The following is an 18,372-nucleotide window of genomic DNA, read 5'->3' on the forward strand; positions in this document are numbered from 1 at the left end:
TTTCGTGGCTGTCGGTGGACTTGGTGTCCGCGGACGGCTTCGGGCGTGCATGCTGGGGGTCTGCCATGATCGCTGCGTTCTTCGGTGCCGACGGACGTTCCGTGAGTGCCCATGCTGTCCTCGTGGCGACGCTCGCCGCCGCCGCCGGGCGGCCGGCGACGCTGGCGCGGATCACCCGGCCGGCCGAGCCGCGGCTGCCTCGCGGCACGAGGTTGCCGGACGCCGTCCGCGTTGTCGAGCTTCAGGCCGCCTCGGCCGAGGCGGCGGTGCAGGCCGCCTGTGAGGCCGCGACGGCCCGGGACCGCGAAGGCTGGCTGATCCTCGACCTGCCCGCCGAGTGCCTCGCCGCGCCGTCCCTGCGCGCGCATCTCGACGCGGCCGTTCTGCCGGTCGGCCCCACGCCGCTCGACGAACACTTCGCGGCCGCCGTGCTGGGCGACCCGCGCCTCGTGCCCCCCGTTCAGGCCGGGCCCCCGGCCCCGGTCTGGCTGCTCGGCTGCGGCCGCTCCGGCGGCGAGCCCGCCGTGGCGCGCTTCGAGCGCTCGATGCGCGCGGCGGTCCGAACCGGCGCTCCCGACGCGGCCGATGCGATCCGGGCCTTGCCGGTCGCGCTGCCGCGCCTCGGCCCGTCCGACGCCGCCGGCCTCGTCGTGGGCACCCTCACGTCCCGGCTCCTCTGCCAGGGCCTCCACCTCATCGCCGCCATCGAGGCCGCCGCCCGGCACCCCTCCGCCGCCCCGTTGCGACGGCAGGACCTGGCCGAGAGCCTCGGCCCGGCGCCGTCCGCCGGCGGCGGCGCGGACCACCGCGACACGGGCGAGCGCCTCCGCGACCTCGCCGAGGCGCTGGAGGCCATCGAAGAGGGCGCGGGGCCGTCGCCGCAGGACCTGGCGGACGCGCCCCTGCTGGAGGATTGGGACGTCGGGCTCCGGGCCGTGAGGGCCTTGACCGGCGTCGTCTCGGGGCACCCCGACTTCCCCCGGCCGTGCCGGATCAGGACCTCCGAGGTCTACGCCTCGGACGGGCGGACCTGGGTCCGGACCTATTCCCGCTGGTACAGGCTCGGGAGAGCGGTCGGCGACACGGCGCCCACGACCCTGCAATAGGCCGGCCCCGGCCGACGGCGCGACGCCGCGGCAGACCGGGCTGCGGATCACCCCCGCCTGACGGCGGGAGGCACCGCCCTCCCCCGGACCGTGCGCCGTCGGCCTCGCTGTCGGCCGGGAGCCGGCCGGCGTGGCCACGCCCGGTCGCGGCCGGCGCGCCAGCGTCCGCCGCCCACCCCCGCCGTGCGCCGGAGGCGCACCCTCCCCTCGCCTGGAGCCGCCGCCCATGACGGAGTCCCCGACTTGCCCCGCCGGACAGGGGCACGCCGCCCCTGCCGGCGCCCGCCGCGCCACCGGCCCGGACGTCCGGGCGCGGCAAGGCCCGGCCATCCTCCGCCTCTGGCGCGTGGTGCCCGCGACCGGGCTCCGGCCGGCCACGGCCGAGGCGCTGCTGGCCACGCTCCGGACCTGCGCGCCGCCCACCCGCCATCGCTCCTGGGGCGAGGCCCTCGACGGCGACGCCGCCGCCCTGACCCGCGTCGCGGTCACGGTCCTGCGGGTCTGCGGCCCGGAGAGCCGCCTGACGGACCTCGTCGCGAGCGCGCTCCTCGCGCAGGCGCTGCGGGGCGAGCCGGCCGCCGCGGCGCTGCTCGCGCACGCCCTGCGCCGGCTCGGCGAGCGTCGCCCGGGCGAGCCCCACCTCGCCCGGCTCGCCGCGTCCTGGGACGCCTGGGCGCCCCCGCCCGGGGACCGAGCACCGGGGGCCGCCGCGGGCGCTCCCGCCCGCGCCGCGCCGGAAGGGCGCGGCGACCGGTCCCGTCCCCCCGCCGGAAAGGAACGCGGCTTGCGCCTCTGGATCCTGTCTGACCTGCACCGCGACGTCGGCCTGCCCTGGACGCCCGCCGAGATCCCGGACGCCGACGTGGCGGTCGTGGCCGGCGACGTTCGGGAGGGCCTGGTCGAGAGCGTCACCTGGCTCGCGCACGTCATCCGCCCGCACATGCCGGTGGTGTGCGTGGCCGGGAACCATGAATTCTATCGGCGGACCTTCGTCGAGGAGCTCGCGCGCGGGCGGGCGGTCGCCGCGAACCTCGGCGTGCACCTGCTGGAGGACGACACCGTCGTGATCGGCGGCGTCCCCTTCTCGGGATGCACGCTCTGGACCGACTACGACCTCGACGGCCCCGACCTGCGCGCCGCCTCCATGGAGGATGCCCGCCGGGGCATGAACGACCATCGGCTGATCAGCTTCCAGACCAAGCCCCGGTGGATGCGCTTCCGGCCGGAGGAGGCGCTCGCCGTCCACCGGGTCTCGCGGGCCTACCTGGAGGGCGCACTGGCCGCTCCCGCGGCCGCGCCGCGTCGGCCGCACGTCGTGGTGACCCACCACGCGCCGAGCGCCCGCTCCGTCGCGCCCGCCTTCCGAGGCAAGCCCCTCAACCCGGCTTTCGCCTCGCGGCTCGACGCCTTCGTCGAGCAAGCCGGCCCGACCCTCTGGGTGCACGGCCACACCCACGCGTCGATGGACTACCGGCTCGGCGAGACGCGGGTGCTCTGCAATCCGAAGGGCTACGGCGGCGAGAATCCCGCCTTCGACCCGGCCCTGGTCGTGGAGGTCTGACGCCGCCAAGCCCGCGGATCGACGGCGGTTCCGCATGCCCCGCGTCCGGCGGGCGCGCCGCCCTGCCCCCGCGCGTCCTTCACCCCCTTTCCCCGGGAGCCCGATGACGAAGATCCCGCCCAACCTCGCGCGCCCGGTCGTCCCGAGGCGGCTTCCGCGCGGCCTGTGCGCGGGACCTGTCCCGGAGGGGCGCGACGCTGCCTCGCCGCGCCGGCTCGCGGCCGATGCGGCGGCCGCGTCGGCGCTCGGCACGGTCGGCACGGCGCGGGCCTCGAACCCCGAGGCCCCGGAATTCCCGCGGCCGGCGCCGGTTCTGCCGCCCCCGGACGGCGTCGCGATCCAGGCGTTGCGCCGACGCGGCGGCTTGGTCCGCCGGTCGCGCCCGGCTGCCGAGGCCGTGCCGCGCGTGCGGGAGCGCGGCCGGGGGTCGCTCGGGACGAGCCCGCTGACGGCGCCGCCCCCTGCGCCCGCGCTGGAAACGCCCCCGCGGGGCCGGCCGGGCCCGCTCCCCGCGCGCCCGCCGTTGCCGGTGGGCCCCGGGCACGCCGGTCGGGCACCGGAGACCGCGCGCGGGCCCGGCGGCGGCGGGACGCCCGCGGGGATGCGCCTGTGGATCCTCTCGGACCTGCGGGTCGATCGGGCGCCCTACGAGCTTCCGCACCCTCTGCCGGAGTTCGACGCGCTGCTCGTCGCCGGCGACGTCTGCACCGGCATCGAGGCCGCGTTGGCTTGGCTCGCCCGGGCGCTGGACGGGCGCCAGGGAAGCCGGCCCGTGGTGATGGTGCCGGGCAACGCGGAGTACTGGTCCGACGTCCCCATGGTCGAGGCGCTCGCCCGGGGCCGCGCCCTGGCGCGGGAGCTCGGTCTCCATCTCCTCTCGGACGCCTGCGTACGCCTCGACGACGGCCACGGCCGCGGCGTGCACGTGGTCGGCGCAACCTTGTGGACGGACTGGGCCCTGCATGGGCCGGCCCGCGCCCGCCTCGCGCGAGGGTATGCCCGGCATCACTGGCCGGATGCCCGCCGCATCCGCCTGCGCGCCGGCCGTGACTGGTCGCCACCGGACGCCGCCGGGGCCCACGCCCGCTCGCGCGCCTACCTGGAGGACGCGCTCGGCTCCATCGCCTACCAGGAGGTCGGCTTCCGGGCGACCGCGACGTCCGTCGTCACCGGCGTCGCGCGCGGGGACCGCGCCGTGGTGTTGACCCACCATGCCCCGTCGCGCCGCTCCCTGGCCGCGGATTGGCCCGGCTGGCTCGGCGACGAGTGGGTCGCCGCCGCCCTCGTCTCCGACCTCGAACCGCTGATGAGCGGCTGGGGCGCCCCGAGCCTCTGGGTCCACGGTCACGTCCCGAGCCGCGCCGACTACAGGCTGGGCCGGACCCGCGTCGTGGCGAACCCCACACCGGGGCGGTACCGGGGCCCATCAGCACGGCCTGACGGCCGCGGTTGCCATGCGGGCCCCACCCGAGCTCCCACGTGAGCCCGGCTCCCCTACACCGGTTCCGGCGCCATCGGCCGACAGGATCCGGCGTGGTCACCCGATGACGGGACGGGCGCCCGCCCGGGCCGGAACCGCGGCGCCCGGGTTCCGGGTTGCGGCCCGGGACCCGCCACGTGGGCCCATGCCCGGTCGGTGGCTACGGCTAGCAAGAGCCGCCGCCGCACCCGATCTCCGTGCAGGCCACCACGCCCCGGGCGGTGTCGGCCACGAGCTCCTCGGTGAGGCGTAGCAGGCTCTCGACGCGCGGGTCGCTGAGGCGGTAGCGCACGAAGCGCCCCTCCTGCTCGCGCAGGACCAGCCCGCAATCGTACAGGCAGCCCAGGTGGTTCGAGACGTTCGACTGCGTCAGCCCCGTGGCCTGCACGATCTCCGACACGCTCAGCGCCCCGGGGCGCAGCGCCTCCAGGATGACGAGGCGCGAGGGATCGGACAGGCCGCGGCAGAGCTTGGCCATGTGTTCGGCCTTCCGGCGCAGGGCCGCCGGCGCAGCGCTGCGCTGGGGTCGAGCACGCCGCCCGGGCAGGAGGGTCTGGTCTTCAGCCATGCTTGGACATCGTCATTCGCTGATATGTGGCGCGACGCCTCTCGATCCCCAGCCCGGCCAGCCCGTGCGGCGCGTCGATGCCGGGTCTCCACCATGTGGAGCCGCACAAGCGCGCCTCGTCAGCCGATCCGGCCGAGGGCTGGCCAGGTTTCCAGCAGCCAGGAGCCGATCTCGGTCAGGCGGCCCGTCATCATGGCGAGCCCCATGCCGATCATCACCCCTCCGGCCGCGAGATTGAGGAGCCGCCCGAACCGGCCGAGGCCCCGCCCGAGGCCGAGCAGCCGGTCGGTGAACAGCGTGGCCAGCAGGAACGGCAGCCCGAGCCCGAGCGAGTAGGCGGCGAGCAACACCAGGCCGCCCGCGCCGGCGGTGACGGTGGTCACGGCGAGGATCGACCCGAGCACGGGTCCGATGCAGGGTGTCCAGCCGAAGGCGAAGGCCAGGCCGAGGAGGTAGGCCCCGCCGGGCCCGCCGCCGGCAAGCGCCCCGTGGTAGCGCAGGTCGCGTTGCAGGGCCGGGAGCCGCAGGACGCCCGTCGTCACCAGGCCGAAGAGGAGGATGACGGCGCCGCCGATGATGCCGGCCTCAGACCGGTAGGACAGGACGAGCCGGCCCAGCGCCGTGGCGCCGGCGCCCAGAAGGACGAACACGGTCGAGAAGCCGAGCACGAAACACAGCCCGAGGGGGAGCGCGCGGACGGCCGGACCGGCTCGCGCGCCGCTCCTGGCTTGGCCGGCGAGTGACCGGCCAGCCACGAAGGAAACGTAACCCGGCACCAGCGGCAGCACGCACGGGGACAGGAACGAGACCGCGCCGCCGGCAAAAGCGGTCAGCAGACCCGCCGTCGAGACCTCAGGCACCGGCGCGCTCCACGGCCGCGTCCGACGCGATCCGGCCGTCGCGGACGTTGACGAGCCGCTGCGCCCTCGCGGCCACGGCCGGGCTGTGGGTCACCATGACGAGGGTCCGTCCGTGGCGGTGAAGCGCGGCCAGCCGGTCGAGGACGTCCGCCTCGGCGGTCGAGTCCAGGTTCCCGGTCGGTTCGTCGAGAAGCAGGAGATCCGGGTCGTTGGCGAGCGCCCGGGCCAGGGCGACGCGTTGTTGCTGGCCCCCGGAGAGCTGGCCCGGCAGATGGCCGGCCCGGTCGGCGAGCCCCACTTGGTCCAGGAGGTCGAGCCCCTTGCCGCGTGCCCGGGACGCGGGCCAGCCGCCGAACCAGAGGGCGGTCTGAACGTTTTCGAGCGCGGTCAGGTGCGGCAGCAGATTGAAGAACTGGAACACGAAGCCGATCTTGCGCGCTCTCACCGCGGCGAGGCGGCGTGCGCTCAGGCGGGACAACTCCTCCCCATCGAGATGGACCTTCCCGCTCGTCGAGCGGTCGAGGCCGCCCATCAGGTGCAGCAGCGTGCTCTTGCCATGGCCGGAGGGCCCGACGACCGCGACCCAACTGCGCCGCTTGATCGCGAGCGACGCCTCGTCCAGGGCCACCGCCGCCGCCTCGCCGCGGCCGTAGACCCGGGAGACCTTCTCCAAGCGGACCAGCGCATCTGCCTCAGACATGTCGGATCGCATCCATCGGTGTGAGCCGCGCCGCGCGCCAAGCCGGATAGAACCCGGCGAGCAGCGCCAAGGCGACGGAGAACGCCAGCACGCCCGCCATCGTCCCGGGGTCGAGCGCCGGCGTGGGCGATTGGCGCAGGGCCGCCGTGAAGGGATTGTCGGCAAGGGACGGCCCGATCCGGTAGGCCGCCAGCACGCCGAGGCCGAGGCCGATCAGCCCTCCGAGCCCGCCGTAGAGACCGGATTCCAGGAGGAAGCCGATGAACAGCGTGCGCCGGGTTCCCCCGATGGCCTGCAGGATGCCGATCTCGCGCCGCCGCTCGTAGACGGCCGTCATGAGCGTGTTGGCGATGCCGAAGGCGGCGGCCACCACGCCGACGATGGCGACCGCCTGCATCGCCGCGCCGACGGTGCCGACGATGGAGAGGACCGAGCTCACGAGCTGCTTGTCCGACACCACGGCGACGTTGGCCGCCTCCTGGATGCGCAGGCTGATCTCGTCCGCCCGCTCCAGGTCGTCGACCTGCACGGCGACGAAGGAGACCTTGCCCTCGGTCTCGTAGATGCGCTGGACGACGGCGAGCGGCGCGAAGGCGGCGACGTCGTCCTTGGTTCCGGTCGTGTCCAGGACGCCGACGACCGGGAGCGGGCGGCCGCGGACGGTGAAGGTCTCCCCCGGCCGCAGCCCGAACTGCTGGGCGATGGCCGCGCCGATGACCACGCCTGCCTCGTCGGGTCCCTGGAAGTAGCGTCCCTGGCCCACGCGCCAGCCTTGGAGCGCCCGCATCGCCGTCGGCTGGATGCCGATCAGCGGCACCGGGCGGTTCCGGAAGGCCGTGCGCTGGTTCAGGTAGGGCACGGCCGTCCGCACCCCCGGCACCGCCGCGATCTTGGCGAGTTCCGTCATCGCGATGGCTTCCGGCAACTGCTCGCCGGTGAGAACCGAGATCTGCTCGTAGGCGCACCAGCCCTTCGGGGTGACGACGAGGTTCGCCCCCAGCCCCTGCGCCTGGCGCCGGATCTCCTGGGTCAGGCCCTGGCCGAGCGTGAGAAGGGCCACGAAAGCCGCGATGCCGACGGCCACGCCCGCCAGCGTGAACGCGAAGCGGCCGGGCCGGCGGACGAGATTGCGCCAGACAAGGGTTCCGAGATTCACGCTGCGTCTCCCGCCGAGCCTGCCGTCGTGCCGCCAGGGCGCGTCATTGGAACTGACCGTGGTTCTTCAGGCCGGTCACCCGGAAATACGGGTGCCGGTCGCCCTGGACGAGCTCGCCTTCCAGGTCGACCTCGTCCCAGCGCGCAACCGGCATCGCGGTCTCCGCGCTGACCGGCAGGTAGAACTTCGCGCAGTTCGTCGATTTGCAGATCTTGGCCTCGCGGGCATCCACAACCACGAACTTGCGGGGGCTGGTGCCCTCGGCTCTGGCGACGACCGCGCGCAGCGTGATGCCGCCCTTATAGTTGAAGGGATCCGCGGCGATGTCATCGACCTGGAGCGCGCCGGGCGGGAGCGGCCGGGGCGTGCCGCCCAGCCCAGCGAGGACGTTTCCGGTCGCGCCCCGGGTGTTGGCCCAGAGGGCTCCTCCCAGGACGGCGATGCCGACGGCCGTGAGCGTCGCGAGCGCGAGCCGGGACGTGCGCGAGGGGGGTGTTGCCGCGTTCATGAGGTCCTTCCTCTCTGTTGGGCGATGGCATTTCTCAGGATGGCCTCGATCCGCGGCCCGTCCCATTCCGCCGGCCCGACGAAGCGGCCGATCTCATGGCCGTCCCGGTCGAACAGGAGGGTGGTCGGCAGCCCCGCGGCCCCGACCTGCGGCAGGACGGCTCCCGCGCTGTCGAGGAACACCGACAGGTGCCGCACGCCGGCGGTTTCGTAGAACCGGCGCACGACCGCGGCGCCGCCCCGGTCCACGGACAGGGCGACGACCTGGAAGTCCGGCCCGCCGAGCTTGGCTTGCAGACGGTCCAGCGCCGGCATCTCGTGGCGGCAGGGCAGGCACCAAGTCGCCCAGAGATTGACGAGAACGACCTGGCCGCGGAAATCCGCCAGGCGAGCCGGATGTCCCTCGCCGTCCACGAACGCCAGCAAGGCGGGGGAACCGGGGCCGGCGACCTTCGACCAGAGCGCCCCGCCGGCGAGGAGCAGGACAGCGGGGACCAGCCACGCCAGGCGCCGGGTTGCCGGCCGCTTCAGGCTCTCCATGCGGGTCTGGCTCATGCCCGCGCCTCGGTCGCGCGCGGCACGGCTGGGTCTTGGTCAAGCCGAAGTGGCGGGCATCCGGGCTTGTCGGGACCGCCCCCGCCGGGCCGCGCGCCGGACCTCGGACGTAAGAGGCGGGCCGAGTTCGCGAGAATTCCGAAATCGGGTCCCGCCTGCGCGGCGGCTGCCAGCGTCGGCGGCAGGAGGCCGGACGCCGCGAGGCTGAGGCCGGTCAGGTTGTAGACGACCGTGAAGCCGAGGTTGAACCGCACGGCCCTCATGGTGCGCCGCGCGATGCGGACCACCTCGGGCACGAGGGTCCAATCCTCGCGCATGAGCGCGACATGCGAGGCCTCCAGGGCGACGCCGCTGCCCGCGGCGCCCATCGCGATGCCGACGTCGGCCTGGGCCAGCGCCGGTGCGTCGTTGACGCCGTCGCCGATCATCACGACGACGTGCCCGCGGCTCTGGTACTCCTTGACGACCGCGATCTTCTCCTCCGGCAACAGGTCGGCGCGGTAACCCAGGCCGAGCGGTCCGGCGAGCGCAGCGGCGGTGCGAGCGTTGTCGCCCGTCACCAGCTCGAAATGCCGGATGCCGAGCGCCCGCAGCGCGGCGAGGGCGGCCGGCACCGCGGGCCGCTCGGTGTCCGTCGCCGCCAGAACCCCGACAGGGCTGCCATCGCAGGCCACGACCACGAGCGTCTTGCCCGCCGCTTCCAGATCGGCCATCCGCGGCGGTATGTTAAATCCTTCCGGCAGCAGGCGTCTGCCGCCCACGGTGACCGTCGCGCCCGCGATACGCGCCCGCACGCCGTGGCCGGGCATGGCCTCGAAGTGCTCGGGCTCAGCCGGACAGAGCTGGCGTTCGGCCGCCGCCGCTCGCACCGCCTCGGCCAGGGGATGTTCGGAGTAGCGTTCCGCGCCCGCCGCCATCCTCAGCAACCGCTCCTCGCCCGGAGCGCCCGATCCATCGAACGGCACGACGTCCGTGATCCGAGGCCGGCCGAACGTCAGCGTGCCGGTCTTGTCGAGCAGCACCACGTCGGCCCTGGCGAGAGCCTCCAGGTAGCGCCCACCCTTGATCAGGAGACCGCGCCGGGCGGCGCTGCCGATCGACGCGATCATGGCGACGGGCGTGGCCAGCGCGAACGAACAGGAGCAGGCCACCATCAGCACCGCCGCGGTCGCGAGCGCGTTTCCACTCACGAAGAAGGTGGCGGTCGCGACGGCGATGACGACGGGCAAGTACCAGGTCGCGAACGTGTCCGCGATGCGCTGCACGTCGGCGCGGTGTCGGTCGGCCTCCTCGACCATCTTGATGACCCGGCCGAAGGTCGTGTCGACGCCGATGGCGGTCGCTCGGACACGCAGGGCGCCGAGTTGAGCGAAGCTCGCCGCGAAGACGCGCGCGCCGGGGCCCGCTTCGACCGGCATCGACTCGCCGGTGATCGAGGCCTGGTTCACGGTGGCCTGTCCGGCGATGACCTCGCCGTCGACGGGAACCTTCTCGCCCGGGCGCACGACCACGGTCTCGCCGATCCGCACCTCGGCGACCGGCACTTCGATCTCGGACCCGTGGCGCTCGACCCGGGCTTTTTCGGGAGCGAGGCTGGTCAACTCCCTGACGGCGCGGCGTGCGCGCTCGGCGGTGAAATGCTCGACGTAATCGGCGAGCCGCATGAAGAACACGACGATGATCGCGGCCGGCCAAGCGCCCGTGAGCACGGCGGCGCCGAGGCCGACCGTCATGAGGGTGTGCGAGGTCACCCGCCGCCTGAACGCGGCGCGCAGGACGGAACGGAAGATCGGGTAGCCGCCGAGGAGGACCGCCGCGAGCCAGAGCGGCCATGCGACAAACCCGGACAGCCGGTCCAGGAGACCGGACCATTCGGCGAAGACCACGAACCCGACGACAGCCCCCAGGGTCGCGCCGAAGGCGGCGAGCAGACCGGCCGAGAAGCTGGCCATCGTGTTCTGCAGCGCAGGGTCGCGCGCGGCCGAAACGGCGCCGCAGCCGTCGCCGCACCCGCATGCCGGGGCGTCGGCGGCGTCGTGGCCCGGTCGTTCGCTCAGCATGGCTCGGCCTCCGCGCGCGGGGCCGGTATCGGGGCGACACCCCGTGCGGTGCCGGCCGGCCCTGCTTCCGGCAAGCGCAGCGCGACCGCGCCGCCCGGGTCGCGCAGGTCCCGCGGCCGGGCGCTCGGATCCGGTGTCGCCGTGCGGTGCGTCACACCCGCGTGTTTCTGGGCGCCGATGCGGCGGGCAGGGGTATTCGGGGCCATTCACGAAACCGTGCGGAGGGGTGGGGACGAGCGCCCGGACGGGTTCGCCCCCTCAGGAACCGAGCATGGGGGCGATGATTTTTTCGATGTCCTCCATCGAAAGGTTCCCAGCGTACCTTTGTCCGTTGATGAAAAAAGTCGGCGTTGAACTCACCTTGAAGGTCTCGGTGGCGCGCCGCCTCACGGCGCTGACCGACGCGTATAACTTCTGATCTTTGAGGCAGGACTCGAATTTTTCTTGTTGAAACCCAGCTTGCCGCAGGATCGCCTGCAGATCGTCCAGGGGCTTGGCAGTGAAAGCCCAGTCCTTCTGATGATCGAAGAGTAGATCGGTGACCGGGTAATAGCTTGCATGGCCCTTGCAGCGGGCCAGCATGAATCCGGCGGTCGCCAGGGGGTCCAGCGGAAACTCGCGCAGGATGAAGCGCACCTTCCCCGTGTCGATGTAGCGCCGCTTCAGCTCCGGGTACGTCTCTCGGTGAAATGCCGCACAATGGCCGCATGTCAGGGACGCGTATTCGACAATCGTCACCCTGGCGTCCGGCGACCCGAGCACGACATCCCCGAGCGGCCCCGCCTCGGCGAGTTCCCGGGCCGATACGTTTTGTGCAAGGGCCGGCTTCACGGTTGCCGAGGCCGAGGCTATCAACAGCAGCCGAAGTGCTCCGCGTCGGTTCATCGCAATTCGCTTCCTCGGCAGATGCTTGGATGCGGCTCGCCCGGTCTGCGGAATGGGGCCTGGCGGGCGCTGGGATGCATGACGGTCAGCACGAAGCCCTGTCGCATTCGCGGATGTTCGCGATGGCCCGCTGCAGCGCTTCGACGCCCACCGCGCCCGCGATGATGCCGTCGTTGAGGACGAACGCCGGGGTCCCCGTTATGCCGAGCTGGTCGGCCAGGGCGGCATTCTCCCGGAGCACGGTCGCGACCGCCTCGTCCTGCATGTCCTTCCGCAGCTTCCCGGGATCGAGCCCGAAGTCCTTGGCGACCGCGAGGGCGCGTTCCCCATCGGCGCGGCCTCGCGTTTCCATCAGCTTGTCATGGAACTCTCGGAGCTTGCCTGCGGGCAGTCCCCGCTTCGCGGCGATTGCGACGCGGCTGGCGTCGGTCGAGGCCGCCCCGAGAACCGGGAACTCCTTGAGGACCACCCGCAGCTTCGGATCGCTCTTGACCAGGGCGTCCACGTCGCTTCTCGCCTTTCGACAGTACGGGCAATTGTAATCGAAAAACTCCACGAGCGTGACGTCGCCGGCCGGATTGCCGATAACGTAATCGTTTGCGGAGTTGACCAGCTTACCGCGCGCTTCGCGCAGTGCGACAGCTTGTGTCGCCTTCTGCGCCTCCTGCTGGCGGCGCTCAAGCTCGGTCAAGGCCTCCTGAACCACGTCCGGGTTCTTCAGCAGATACTCCCTGATGACCGCTTCGAAGGCCGGCCGCTGCTCCGCGCTCAGGATGCCGGACTGACCCTGAGCGACGGCCGGAGCGGAGGCGAGCAACCCGATGAGGGCGAGGCGAAACGGGATCATGAGTGCCGAATGGCTCCTTCCGACCGGCCCCGACCGAGGGGCTTGCGGTACCGATCATCTCATCATATTGCCATGTGCTGATATGTCTGGCAAGCGCCTGGCTCGGGCGGCGCGCCGGCACACCCCGGCCGCGCGATCCTGGGGTGTCAGGCCGTCCTATGCGGAGATCCCGAAACGCGATGTCACGTTCAACGACGGCGACGGTGATACCGCAGGGGCGGCGCCGTTCACGCGGACGGAAGCACCGGAGCCATGGAGCGGTACCCTCGCGCCCGACCAGCGGCTCGCCTGCGTGACGAGGCTCTGCCGCACCTGAAGTTTGGAGACGGCCTCTCATGACCCCATCGGCCCGCCCGGCGCGGATCGGCATTCTGACGGTCTCGGACCGTGCGAGCTCAGGCGGCTACGCGGACGCGAGCGGGCCGGCCATGCATGCCGTCCTGGCGGAAATCCTCGCCTCTCCCTGGGAGGCGGTCGCGCGCACCGTGCCGGACGGCGTCGAGAGCGTGCGTGACGCCCTGATCCGGCTCGTGGACGACGCGCACTGTGACCTGGTCCTGACCACCGGCGGGACGGGGCCGGCGCCCCGCGACCTCACCCCCGAGGGTACCGAGGCCGCCTGCGACAGGATGATGCCCGGCTTCGGCGAACTGATGCGGCGGCGCGGCCTGGATCAGGTGCCGACCGCCATCCTGTCGCGGCAGACGGCGGGCCTGCGCGGCAAGGCGCTGATCGTGAACTGTCCCGGGCGTCCCTCGTCCATCCGCGTCAGCCTGCTCGCCGTATTCCCGGCCATCCCGTATTGCCTGGACCTGATCGGGGCAGCGCGTATCGAGACGGATCCGGCCGTGGTGCAGGCGTTCCGGCCGACTTAACCCGCCGGAGACCGCCCGGTCTGCCACGGTTCTCCCCTCTCCTTGCGATGGCGGCATCGATGGCGCAGAGGGCATTGAGGGACTGCCCACCGAGCAAGGCCCGGTGGCCTGTCGCGACGCGTGAGAACGGGTACGCGTACCGGATGACCGCCGTCGCGGGCTCCAGGCCGATCAGGTCCCGCCGCCGCAAGCGTCCCAGGCGGGCTCGCGCATGATCCTCGGCGACGCCCACCGTGGCGGCGATGGCGCCAGGGTGGACGTCCCCGTGCCGCGTAGAGGCGGCGGACGGCGCGCCAGAGCCGATCCTCATCGGCCTCCAGCGGACGCGCTTACGCCTCGATCAAGCTGGACCGCGCAGCCGTCGCCGGGCGAGCGCGGCCCGCGCGCCAGGCGAGACAGCGGCCGACCATTCCGGGCGGAGCACGCCCGGCCTGATCTCGACGGCAGAACGCTGCGGTCTCGCCTGCAGGTCGGAAGACATCCCCCTGCGGATCCTGGGCATCCCGGTTAACCGGCGCAGCAGGACAATTTCCTGACGTCCCTGTCGAAGGTCTGGGCCGCGAGCTTGAGACCCTCGACGGTGGTCAGGTATGGGAAGATCGTCTCCGCGAGCGCGTCGATGGTCAGCCCGCCGCGGATGGCCATCGCCGCCGTCTGGATGCTGTCCGCGCCCTCGGGGGCCAGGATATGCGCTCCCAACAGCTGCCGGGTCGCGCGATCCGCCACGAGCTTGATCAGCCCGCGCGTGTCGCGCGCCGCGAGCGCGCGGGGCACGTTGTCGAGCGTGAGCACCGAGGTGCGCACGTCGTACCCGGCCGCCCGGGCCTGCACCTCGGTGAGGCCGACGCTTCCGACCTGAGGGTCGGTGAACACCACGGCCGGCATCGCCCTGTTGTCGTAGCGCAGGCTGTCGCCGTTGAGGGCGTTCTTGGCGGCCAGTTTCGCGCCGTAGGCCGCCATGTAGACGAACTGGTCCTTCCCGGTGACGTCGCCGGCAGCGTAGATGCCCGGCTTCGAGGTGCGCATGCGGTCGTCGACCACGATGGCGCCCGTCGGCGTCTGGGCGACACCCGCGTCGGCGAGACCGAGGTCCTCGGTATTCGCGGTGCGCCCGGTCGCCGCCAGGATCCGCTCGGCCGTGACGGTCTCCCGGCGGCCGTCCCGCCAGAACGTAAGGCTCACGCCACCCTCCGTCCTGTCCACGGCCTCGTAGGACAGGCCGCCCAGAACGGCGATGCCTTCGCCGGCCAGATAGCCGGCGAGGGCCTCCCCGATCTCCGGCTCCGCCGCGGGCAGGAGCCGGCTGCGGCAGACGAGCGTCACGGCGACCCCGACCCGCGCGAAGGTCTGCGCAAGCTCCGCGCCGATGTAGCCGCCGCCGAGGACGATCATCGAGCGCGGAAGTTCGGTGAGGGCAAGCGCCGCGGTGCTGTCGAGGGGCGAGGCGTCGGCAAGGCCGGGAATGTTCGGCATGGCCGGGCGCGTGCCCGTGGCGATGAGGATGCGATTCGCCGCGAAATGCCGGCCCCCTGCCTCGACCCCGCCGGCGACGAGGCGCGCGCGACCCTCGTGGTAGGACACGTTGTTGTAGGCCGGCAGGAGGTCCGCGTACTTCGCCTGGCGCAGGCCCTGCACCAGGGCGTCCTTCTGGGCGACCTGGGCGCGCCAGTCGGTCACCCGAGCCTGGGCCTGGATGCCCGCGAACCGGCCGCCCGCGGTGTTGGCATGGTGCACGGTCTCCGCGGCCCGGATCAGGGCCTTCGAGGGGACGCAGCCCACGTTCACGCAGCTGCCGCCCAACGTGCCGTGCCCGATGAGGGCGACCTGTGCGCCCTGCTCGGCGGCCGTGATCGCGGCCGAGAACCCGGCCGAACCGGCGCCGACGACGACGAGGTCGTAGGGGCCGCTGCCGTTGTTCCCGCGCGGGGTGCTGCAGCAATCGCTCATGATCTCAGCTTCCGTGTGTGTTCGTCCGCGCCGCGGCACTCGGATGCCGCCGGACGCGTGGAGGTGTTGAACCGATCGGGCTTGATCCCGGCTGAGCTGCCCAGGACGAGGATTGGCGGGACCGGGACACCGTCGGCCCCGGTGGCCCCGGCCGCGAGACCGCCCGATCCTGGGACGGCCACCGGGATGGGCGTCGCGCGCCAGGGCGCGGCCGGGCAGGCGCCGGCTCGAAGGAGATGGCGGTCGCCAGAATGATGTCCCGGGCCTCGTCAGCGCGCCTGAGCGGGGCTGCCGGTGATGTCGGCGGCCGCGTTCCTCACCTCCTTCACGGAGGACGGGTACCCGGCGTTGGTGGCCGCCCCGGACAGGGCCTCGGCCGTGACCTTGTCGTCGTCGAAGGTCACGGTGGCCGTGGCCGTGCCGCCACGTTCGACGACCGTGACCTGGGTCACCCCGTCGAGGCGCGACAACGTCTTCTTGACGATGGGCGCGCAGGTGACGCAGCTCACGTTCTGGACGTCGAGAATGGCCGTGCGCGGGGCGGCGAAGGCGCCACCGGCCGGCGCCAGGACCGATCCGGCGATGAGGGCGCGAAGCAAGATCTTCATAGTGATCTCCTGGGTAAGGACGGTGAGGGTCAGACGAACAGGGGGGCGGTGTAGGGGAAGGTCACGGCCGCCAGGACGAGTGCGGCGGCAATCCACAGCCCGATCCTGGCGAGACGGCCCGAGCCGGGCCGCGCGCACGCGCCGGCATCCGCGCAGGCCGCCGGCCGGCGGTAGGCCCGCCAGAACCCGAAGCCAAGGAACGCCACCGCCGCGGCGATGAAGACGGGCTGGTAGCGCGCGAGCGCGGTCAGGTTGCCGATCCAGGCCCCGCTGACGCCGAGGCTGAAGAGTGCGAGGGGCAGGATGCAGCAGGAGGAGGCTCCGAGCGCGGCGAGGATGCCGCCGACGGCAGCGATCCTCTGCCCGTCCCCTTCGGCCTCGCTGCGCGGTGCGACCGTGCTCTCGCATGGAGCCGTGCCAACCAACTTGTCCATGTGGGATCCTTTCGATGTCCGGATTGTGCAACCTGTAGCGACTACAGGTGCAAGCGCTGATTTGGGCCGTTCACGTGTTCCTCGCTCCGGCCTCGGGACGGCTCTGCGGGCTGCCCCGGTGGGATCGGGTCCAGGATGAGGGATCGGCCCGTCCGGCCCGGTCACCACGCGACGGTAGAAGCAGCTGGAGCGGCCGGTGTGACAGGACCCTGCTCGACCGGCCAGGCGAACCCTCAGCCAGATCGCGTCCTGGCCGCAGTCCACCCGGATCTCCTGGACGTGTTGGACCTGCCCGCTCGTCGCGCCCCTGTGCCAGAGGCGCTGCCGGGACCGGCTCCAGAACCACGCCTCACCGGTCTCGATGCTCCTGTGGAGCGCGGCGGCCTTCATCCAGGCCAGCATCAGGACGGCGCCGGAGCCCGCGTCGGTGGCAACGGCCGGAAGCAGCCCGGCGCCGCCGAAGCGTGGCAATAGCGCGGCGCATTCCTCGCGGGCGATGGTCTCGCCAGAGTGGAACATGCGTCGCCCTCGGTCTTGCCCGTGCCGGGTCGCCGCCGGCGGACCTGCGGCCCCGTCCACGACCCGGCGAAGACCCGAGAGTCGCTCACCGGTTGCCGCCCTCGGGCCGGTGACGCCCGATCCCGTTCGAGCGGGCGAGGGCGAACCAGACGGCGCCGTCCGGATCGACTGCGATCCCGTTCGGTGCCTTGAGGCCGCCCAGACCGATCTCGCTGAGCCGTCCGCCCGGGGACAGACGGCTGAGCCGTCCGCCACAATGCTGCGTCACCCACAGCGCGTCGCTGCTGGCCGCGATGCCGCAGGGAGACCTCGTGCCCGTACAACGGGCAGGGTGGCCGTCCTCGGAAACGGAACCAGGCGCGCACGATGCGAGCGTAAACTCGGTCACGCTGCCGTCTGTCGTGATCCGACCGATGGCATCCGCCGCAGCCTCGGTGAACCACAGGGCGCCGTCCGGACCGGAAACGATATTTTGCGGGGCGCTATCTGGGGTCGGCAGCGGGAACTCCGCAACCTGGCCGGCCGGTGTGATCCGGCCGACCGTGTTGCTGTTGAAGCCCGTGAACCAGAGATTGCCGTCGGGCCCGAGCGTGATGCCGTAAGGCGTCAGGGTCTTGGCGAGGCTGAACTCGCTCATCCTCCCCTCGGCCGTGATGCGGCCGATCCGGTTCGTGCCCGACAGCGTGAACCACAGGGCACCGTCGGGCCCCGTCGTGAGGCCGAACGGGTAGCTCTCGGGCGTCGGGACCGGATATTCCGTGATCACGCCCGCAGGCGTGATGCGCCCGATCTTGTTGCCGCGGTTCTGCGTGAACCACAGGGCGCCGTCCGGACCGGCCACGATCGCCTGTGGGCGGCTGTCTTGGGTCGGGATGGGGTATTCGGTCAGTTCGCCGTCGGGAGCGAGCCGCCCGATCCTGTTGCCCTGCTTCTCCGTGAACCAGATGGTGCCACCGGGTCCGACGGCCACGCTTTCCGGGTAGCTGTCGGGGATCGGGAGCGCGAAGAGCCCCACGTCGCCGGCGTGCGCCGGGCCGGTCAGGGCCAGGACGACCGGAAGGCTCCCGAGGCGCAGCGGCCGGAGGCGGAAGCGCGAGATTTCGTCGATCACACTCCGGGCATGCCTGCGCAAGGCCTGGGGGACGCGGGCAATCAAGGAGAATTTCAACACGGCTTTCCCTCCCACCTTGGAGGGGCTAGCATCTGTAGCGACTACAGGTTCAAGGAGATTTGCATGGGCATCGTTCCTGCGTCGCGCGGACGCGCTGCCCTGACCATCGGGGCGCTTTCTGAGGGAACCGGCGTCAACATCGAGACGATCCGGTATTACGAGAAGGTCAAGCTCCTGCCGGCACCGCCCCGGACGGCCGGGAACCAGCGGATCTACGATCGAGCTCACCGGCAGAGGTTGACCTTCATCCGCCGGGCCCGCGAGCTCGGGTTCAGCGTCGAGGACATCCGGGCGCTGCTGACGCTCGTCGACCGCCACGCGGTCACCTGCGGGGAAGTCCAGGGCGTCGCCGACCGCCAACTGATCGCGGTGCGGGCGAAGATCGCCGACCTCCGGCGGATGGAGCGCGTCCTGAAGGACATGACCGCGGCCTGTATCGGCGGCCTCGTACCCGACTGTCCGATCATGGAGACGCTGTTCCAGGACGAGGACTCGTGACGCCTGCATCCGCCGGCCGTATGCTTCGGGCACGC

18 protein-coding genes and 1 pseudogene are annotated in these 18,372 nt (G+C 72.5%); 5 read left to right on the forward strand and 14 right to left on the reverse strand.

Annotation, left to right across the window (positions count from 1 at the left end):
• Positions 1-65: 65 nt before the first annotated feature.
• The 3 genes from MFF22_RS02930 (at position 66) to MFF22_RS02940 (ending at position 4,150) form a co-directional block, all read left to right on the forward strand.
• Positions 66-1,106: a DUF6634 family protein gene (locus MFF22_RS02930; RefSeq protein WP_012752975.1), complete on the forward strand. Its 1,041-nt coding sequence runs from the start codon at positions 66-68 to the stop codon at positions 1,104-1,106.
• A 226-nt stretch (positions 1,107-1,332) separates the two neighbouring features.
• The gene (locus MFF22_RS02935; protein ID WP_012752974.1) at positions 1,333-2,667 is read left to right on the forward strand and encodes a metallophosphoesterase; all 1,335 of its coding nucleotides are present in this window, start codon (positions 1,333-1,335) and stop codon (positions 2,665-2,667) included.
• A 103-nt stretch (positions 2,668-2,770) separates the two neighbouring features.
• Positions 2,771-4,150 (forward strand): metallophosphoesterase family protein, encoded by a 1,380-nt coding sequence (locus MFF22_RS02940; protein ID WP_012752973.1) that lies wholly within the window; start codon positions 2,771-2,773, stop codon positions 4,148-4,150.
• 163 nt (positions 4,151-4,313) lie between these two features.
• On the opposite strand, the gene MFF22_RS02945 is transcribed toward MFF22_RS02940, so the two are convergent.
• The 9 genes from MFF22_RS02945 to MFF22_RS02985 form a co-directional block, all read right to left on the reverse strand.
• On the reverse strand, positions 4,314-4,715 hold the full coding sequence (locus tag MFF22_RS02945; RefSeq protein ID WP_009865682.1) for an ArsR/SmtB family transcription factor: 402 nt from the start codon (positions 4,713-4,715) through the stop codon (positions 4,314-4,316).
• A 119-nt stretch (positions 4,716-4,834) separates the two neighbouring features.
• The gene (locus MFF22_RS02950) at positions 4,835-5,575 is read right to left on the reverse strand and encodes a cytochrome c biogenesis CcdA family protein (protein WP_012752972.1); all 741 of its coding nucleotides are present in this window, start codon (positions 5,573-5,575) and stop codon (positions 4,835-4,837) included.
• Positions 5,568-6,275: an ABC transporter ATP-binding protein gene (locus tag MFF22_RS02955; RefSeq protein ID WP_012752971.1), complete on the reverse strand. Its 708-nt coding sequence runs from the start codon at positions 6,273-6,275 to the stop codon at positions 5,568-5,570. The genes MFF22_RS02950 and MFF22_RS02955 overlap by 8 nt, the downstream gene beginning before the upstream one ends.
• A complete protein-coding gene (locus MFF22_RS02960; protein ID WP_012752970.1) occupies positions 6,268-7,431 on the reverse strand; it encodes an ABC transporter permease in 1,164 nt (387 codons plus the stop codon). Before MFF22_RS02960 ends, MFF22_RS02955 begins: the two co-directional genes overlap by 8 nt.
• A 43-nt stretch (positions 7,432-7,474) precedes the next feature.
• Complete coding sequence (locus tag MFF22_RS02965; protein ID WP_012752969.1) at positions 7,475-7,939, reverse strand: hypothetical protein; 465 nt, start codon at positions 7,937-7,939, stop codon at positions 7,475-7,477.
• A complete protein-coding gene (locus MFF22_RS02970) occupies positions 7,936-8,493 on the reverse strand; it encodes a TlpA disulfide reductase family protein (protein ID WP_009863353.1) in 558 nt (185 codons plus the stop codon). Before MFF22_RS02970 ends, MFF22_RS02965 begins: the two co-directional genes overlap by 4 nt.
• On the reverse strand, positions 8,490-10,553 hold the full coding sequence (locus MFF22_RS02975) for a heavy metal translocating P-type ATPase (RefSeq protein ID WP_192285023.1): 2,064 nt from the start codon (positions 10,551-10,553) through the stop codon (positions 8,490-8,492). The genes MFF22_RS02970 and MFF22_RS02975 overlap by 4 nt, the downstream gene beginning before the upstream one ends.
• A 258-nt stretch (positions 10,554-10,811) precedes the next feature.
• A complete protein-coding gene (locus MFF22_RS02980) occupies positions 10,812-11,438 on the reverse strand; it encodes a DsbA family protein (protein ID WP_012752966.1) in 627 nt (208 codons plus the stop codon).
• A gap of 85 nt (positions 11,439-11,523) precedes the next feature.
• Positions 11,524-12,285, reverse strand: coding sequence for a DsbA family protein (locus tag MFF22_RS02985; protein ID WP_142585967.1), 762 nt, complete (start codon positions 12,283-12,285; stop codon positions 11,524-11,526).
• 335 nt (positions 12,286-12,620) lie between these two features.
• On the opposite strand from MFF22_RS02985, the gene mog reads away from it, so the two are divergent.
• Complete coding sequence (gene mog / locus MFF22_RS02990; protein ID WP_009864996.1) at positions 12,621-13,160, forward strand: molybdopterin adenylyltransferase; 540 nt, start codon at positions 12,621-12,623, stop codon at positions 13,158-13,160.
• A 507-nt stretch (positions 13,161-13,667) separates the two neighbouring features.
• On the opposite strand, the gene merA is transcribed toward mog, so the two are convergent.
• The 5 genes and pseudogenes from merA to MFF22_RS03015 all read right to left on the reverse strand — a co-directional run bounded on the left by merA (position 13,668) and on the right by MFF22_RS03015 (position 17,779).
• Positions 13,668-15,107 (reverse strand): mercury(II) reductase, encoded by a 1,440-nt coding sequence (gene merA / locus MFF22_RS02995; RefSeq protein WP_012752963.1) that lies wholly within the window; start codon positions 15,105-15,107, stop codon positions 13,668-13,670.
• A 269-nt stretch (positions 15,108-15,376) separates the two neighbouring features.
• Positions 15,377-15,715, reverse strand: coding sequence for a cation transporter (locus MFF22_RS03000; RefSeq protein WP_012752962.1), 339 nt, complete (start codon positions 15,713-15,715; stop codon positions 15,377-15,379).
• Positions 15,716-15,744: 29 nt separating this feature from the next.
• The gene (locus MFF22_RS03005; RefSeq protein ID WP_009865694.1) at positions 15,745-16,149 is read right to left on the reverse strand and encodes a mercuric transporter MerT family protein; all 405 of its coding nucleotides are present in this window, start codon (positions 16,147-16,149) and stop codon (positions 15,745-15,747) included.
• A 141-nt stretch (positions 16,150-16,290) separates the two neighbouring features.
• Positions 16,291-16,668, reverse strand: a pseudogene (hisI, locus tag MFF22_RS03010) (phosphoribosyl-AMP cyclohydrolase); the annotation flags it as partial.
• Positions 16,669-16,753: 85 nt separating this feature from the next.
• Positions 16,754-17,779 (reverse strand): Vgb family protein, encoded by a 1,026-nt coding sequence (locus MFF22_RS03015; protein WP_066927590.1) that lies wholly within the window; start codon positions 17,777-17,779, stop codon positions 16,754-16,756.
• Between the two features lie 123 nt (positions 17,780-17,902).
• Between MFF22_RS03015 and MFF22_RS03020 the strand changes: the two genes are divergently transcribed.
• The gene (locus MFF22_RS03020) at positions 17,903-18,337 is read left to right on the forward strand and encodes a MerR family transcriptional regulator (RefSeq protein ID WP_012752960.1); all 435 of its coding nucleotides are present in this window, start codon (positions 17,903-17,905) and stop codon (positions 18,335-18,337) included.
• The last annotated feature ends 35 nt before the right edge of the window (positions 18,338-18,372 follow it).

Origin of the sequence: Methylobacterium persicinum, assembly GCF_022179525.1 — a bacterium.
In the GTDB taxonomy this organism is placed as follows: Bacteria; Pseudomonadota; Alphaproteobacteria; order Rhizobiales; family Beijerinckiaceae; genus Methylobacterium; species Methylobacterium persicinum.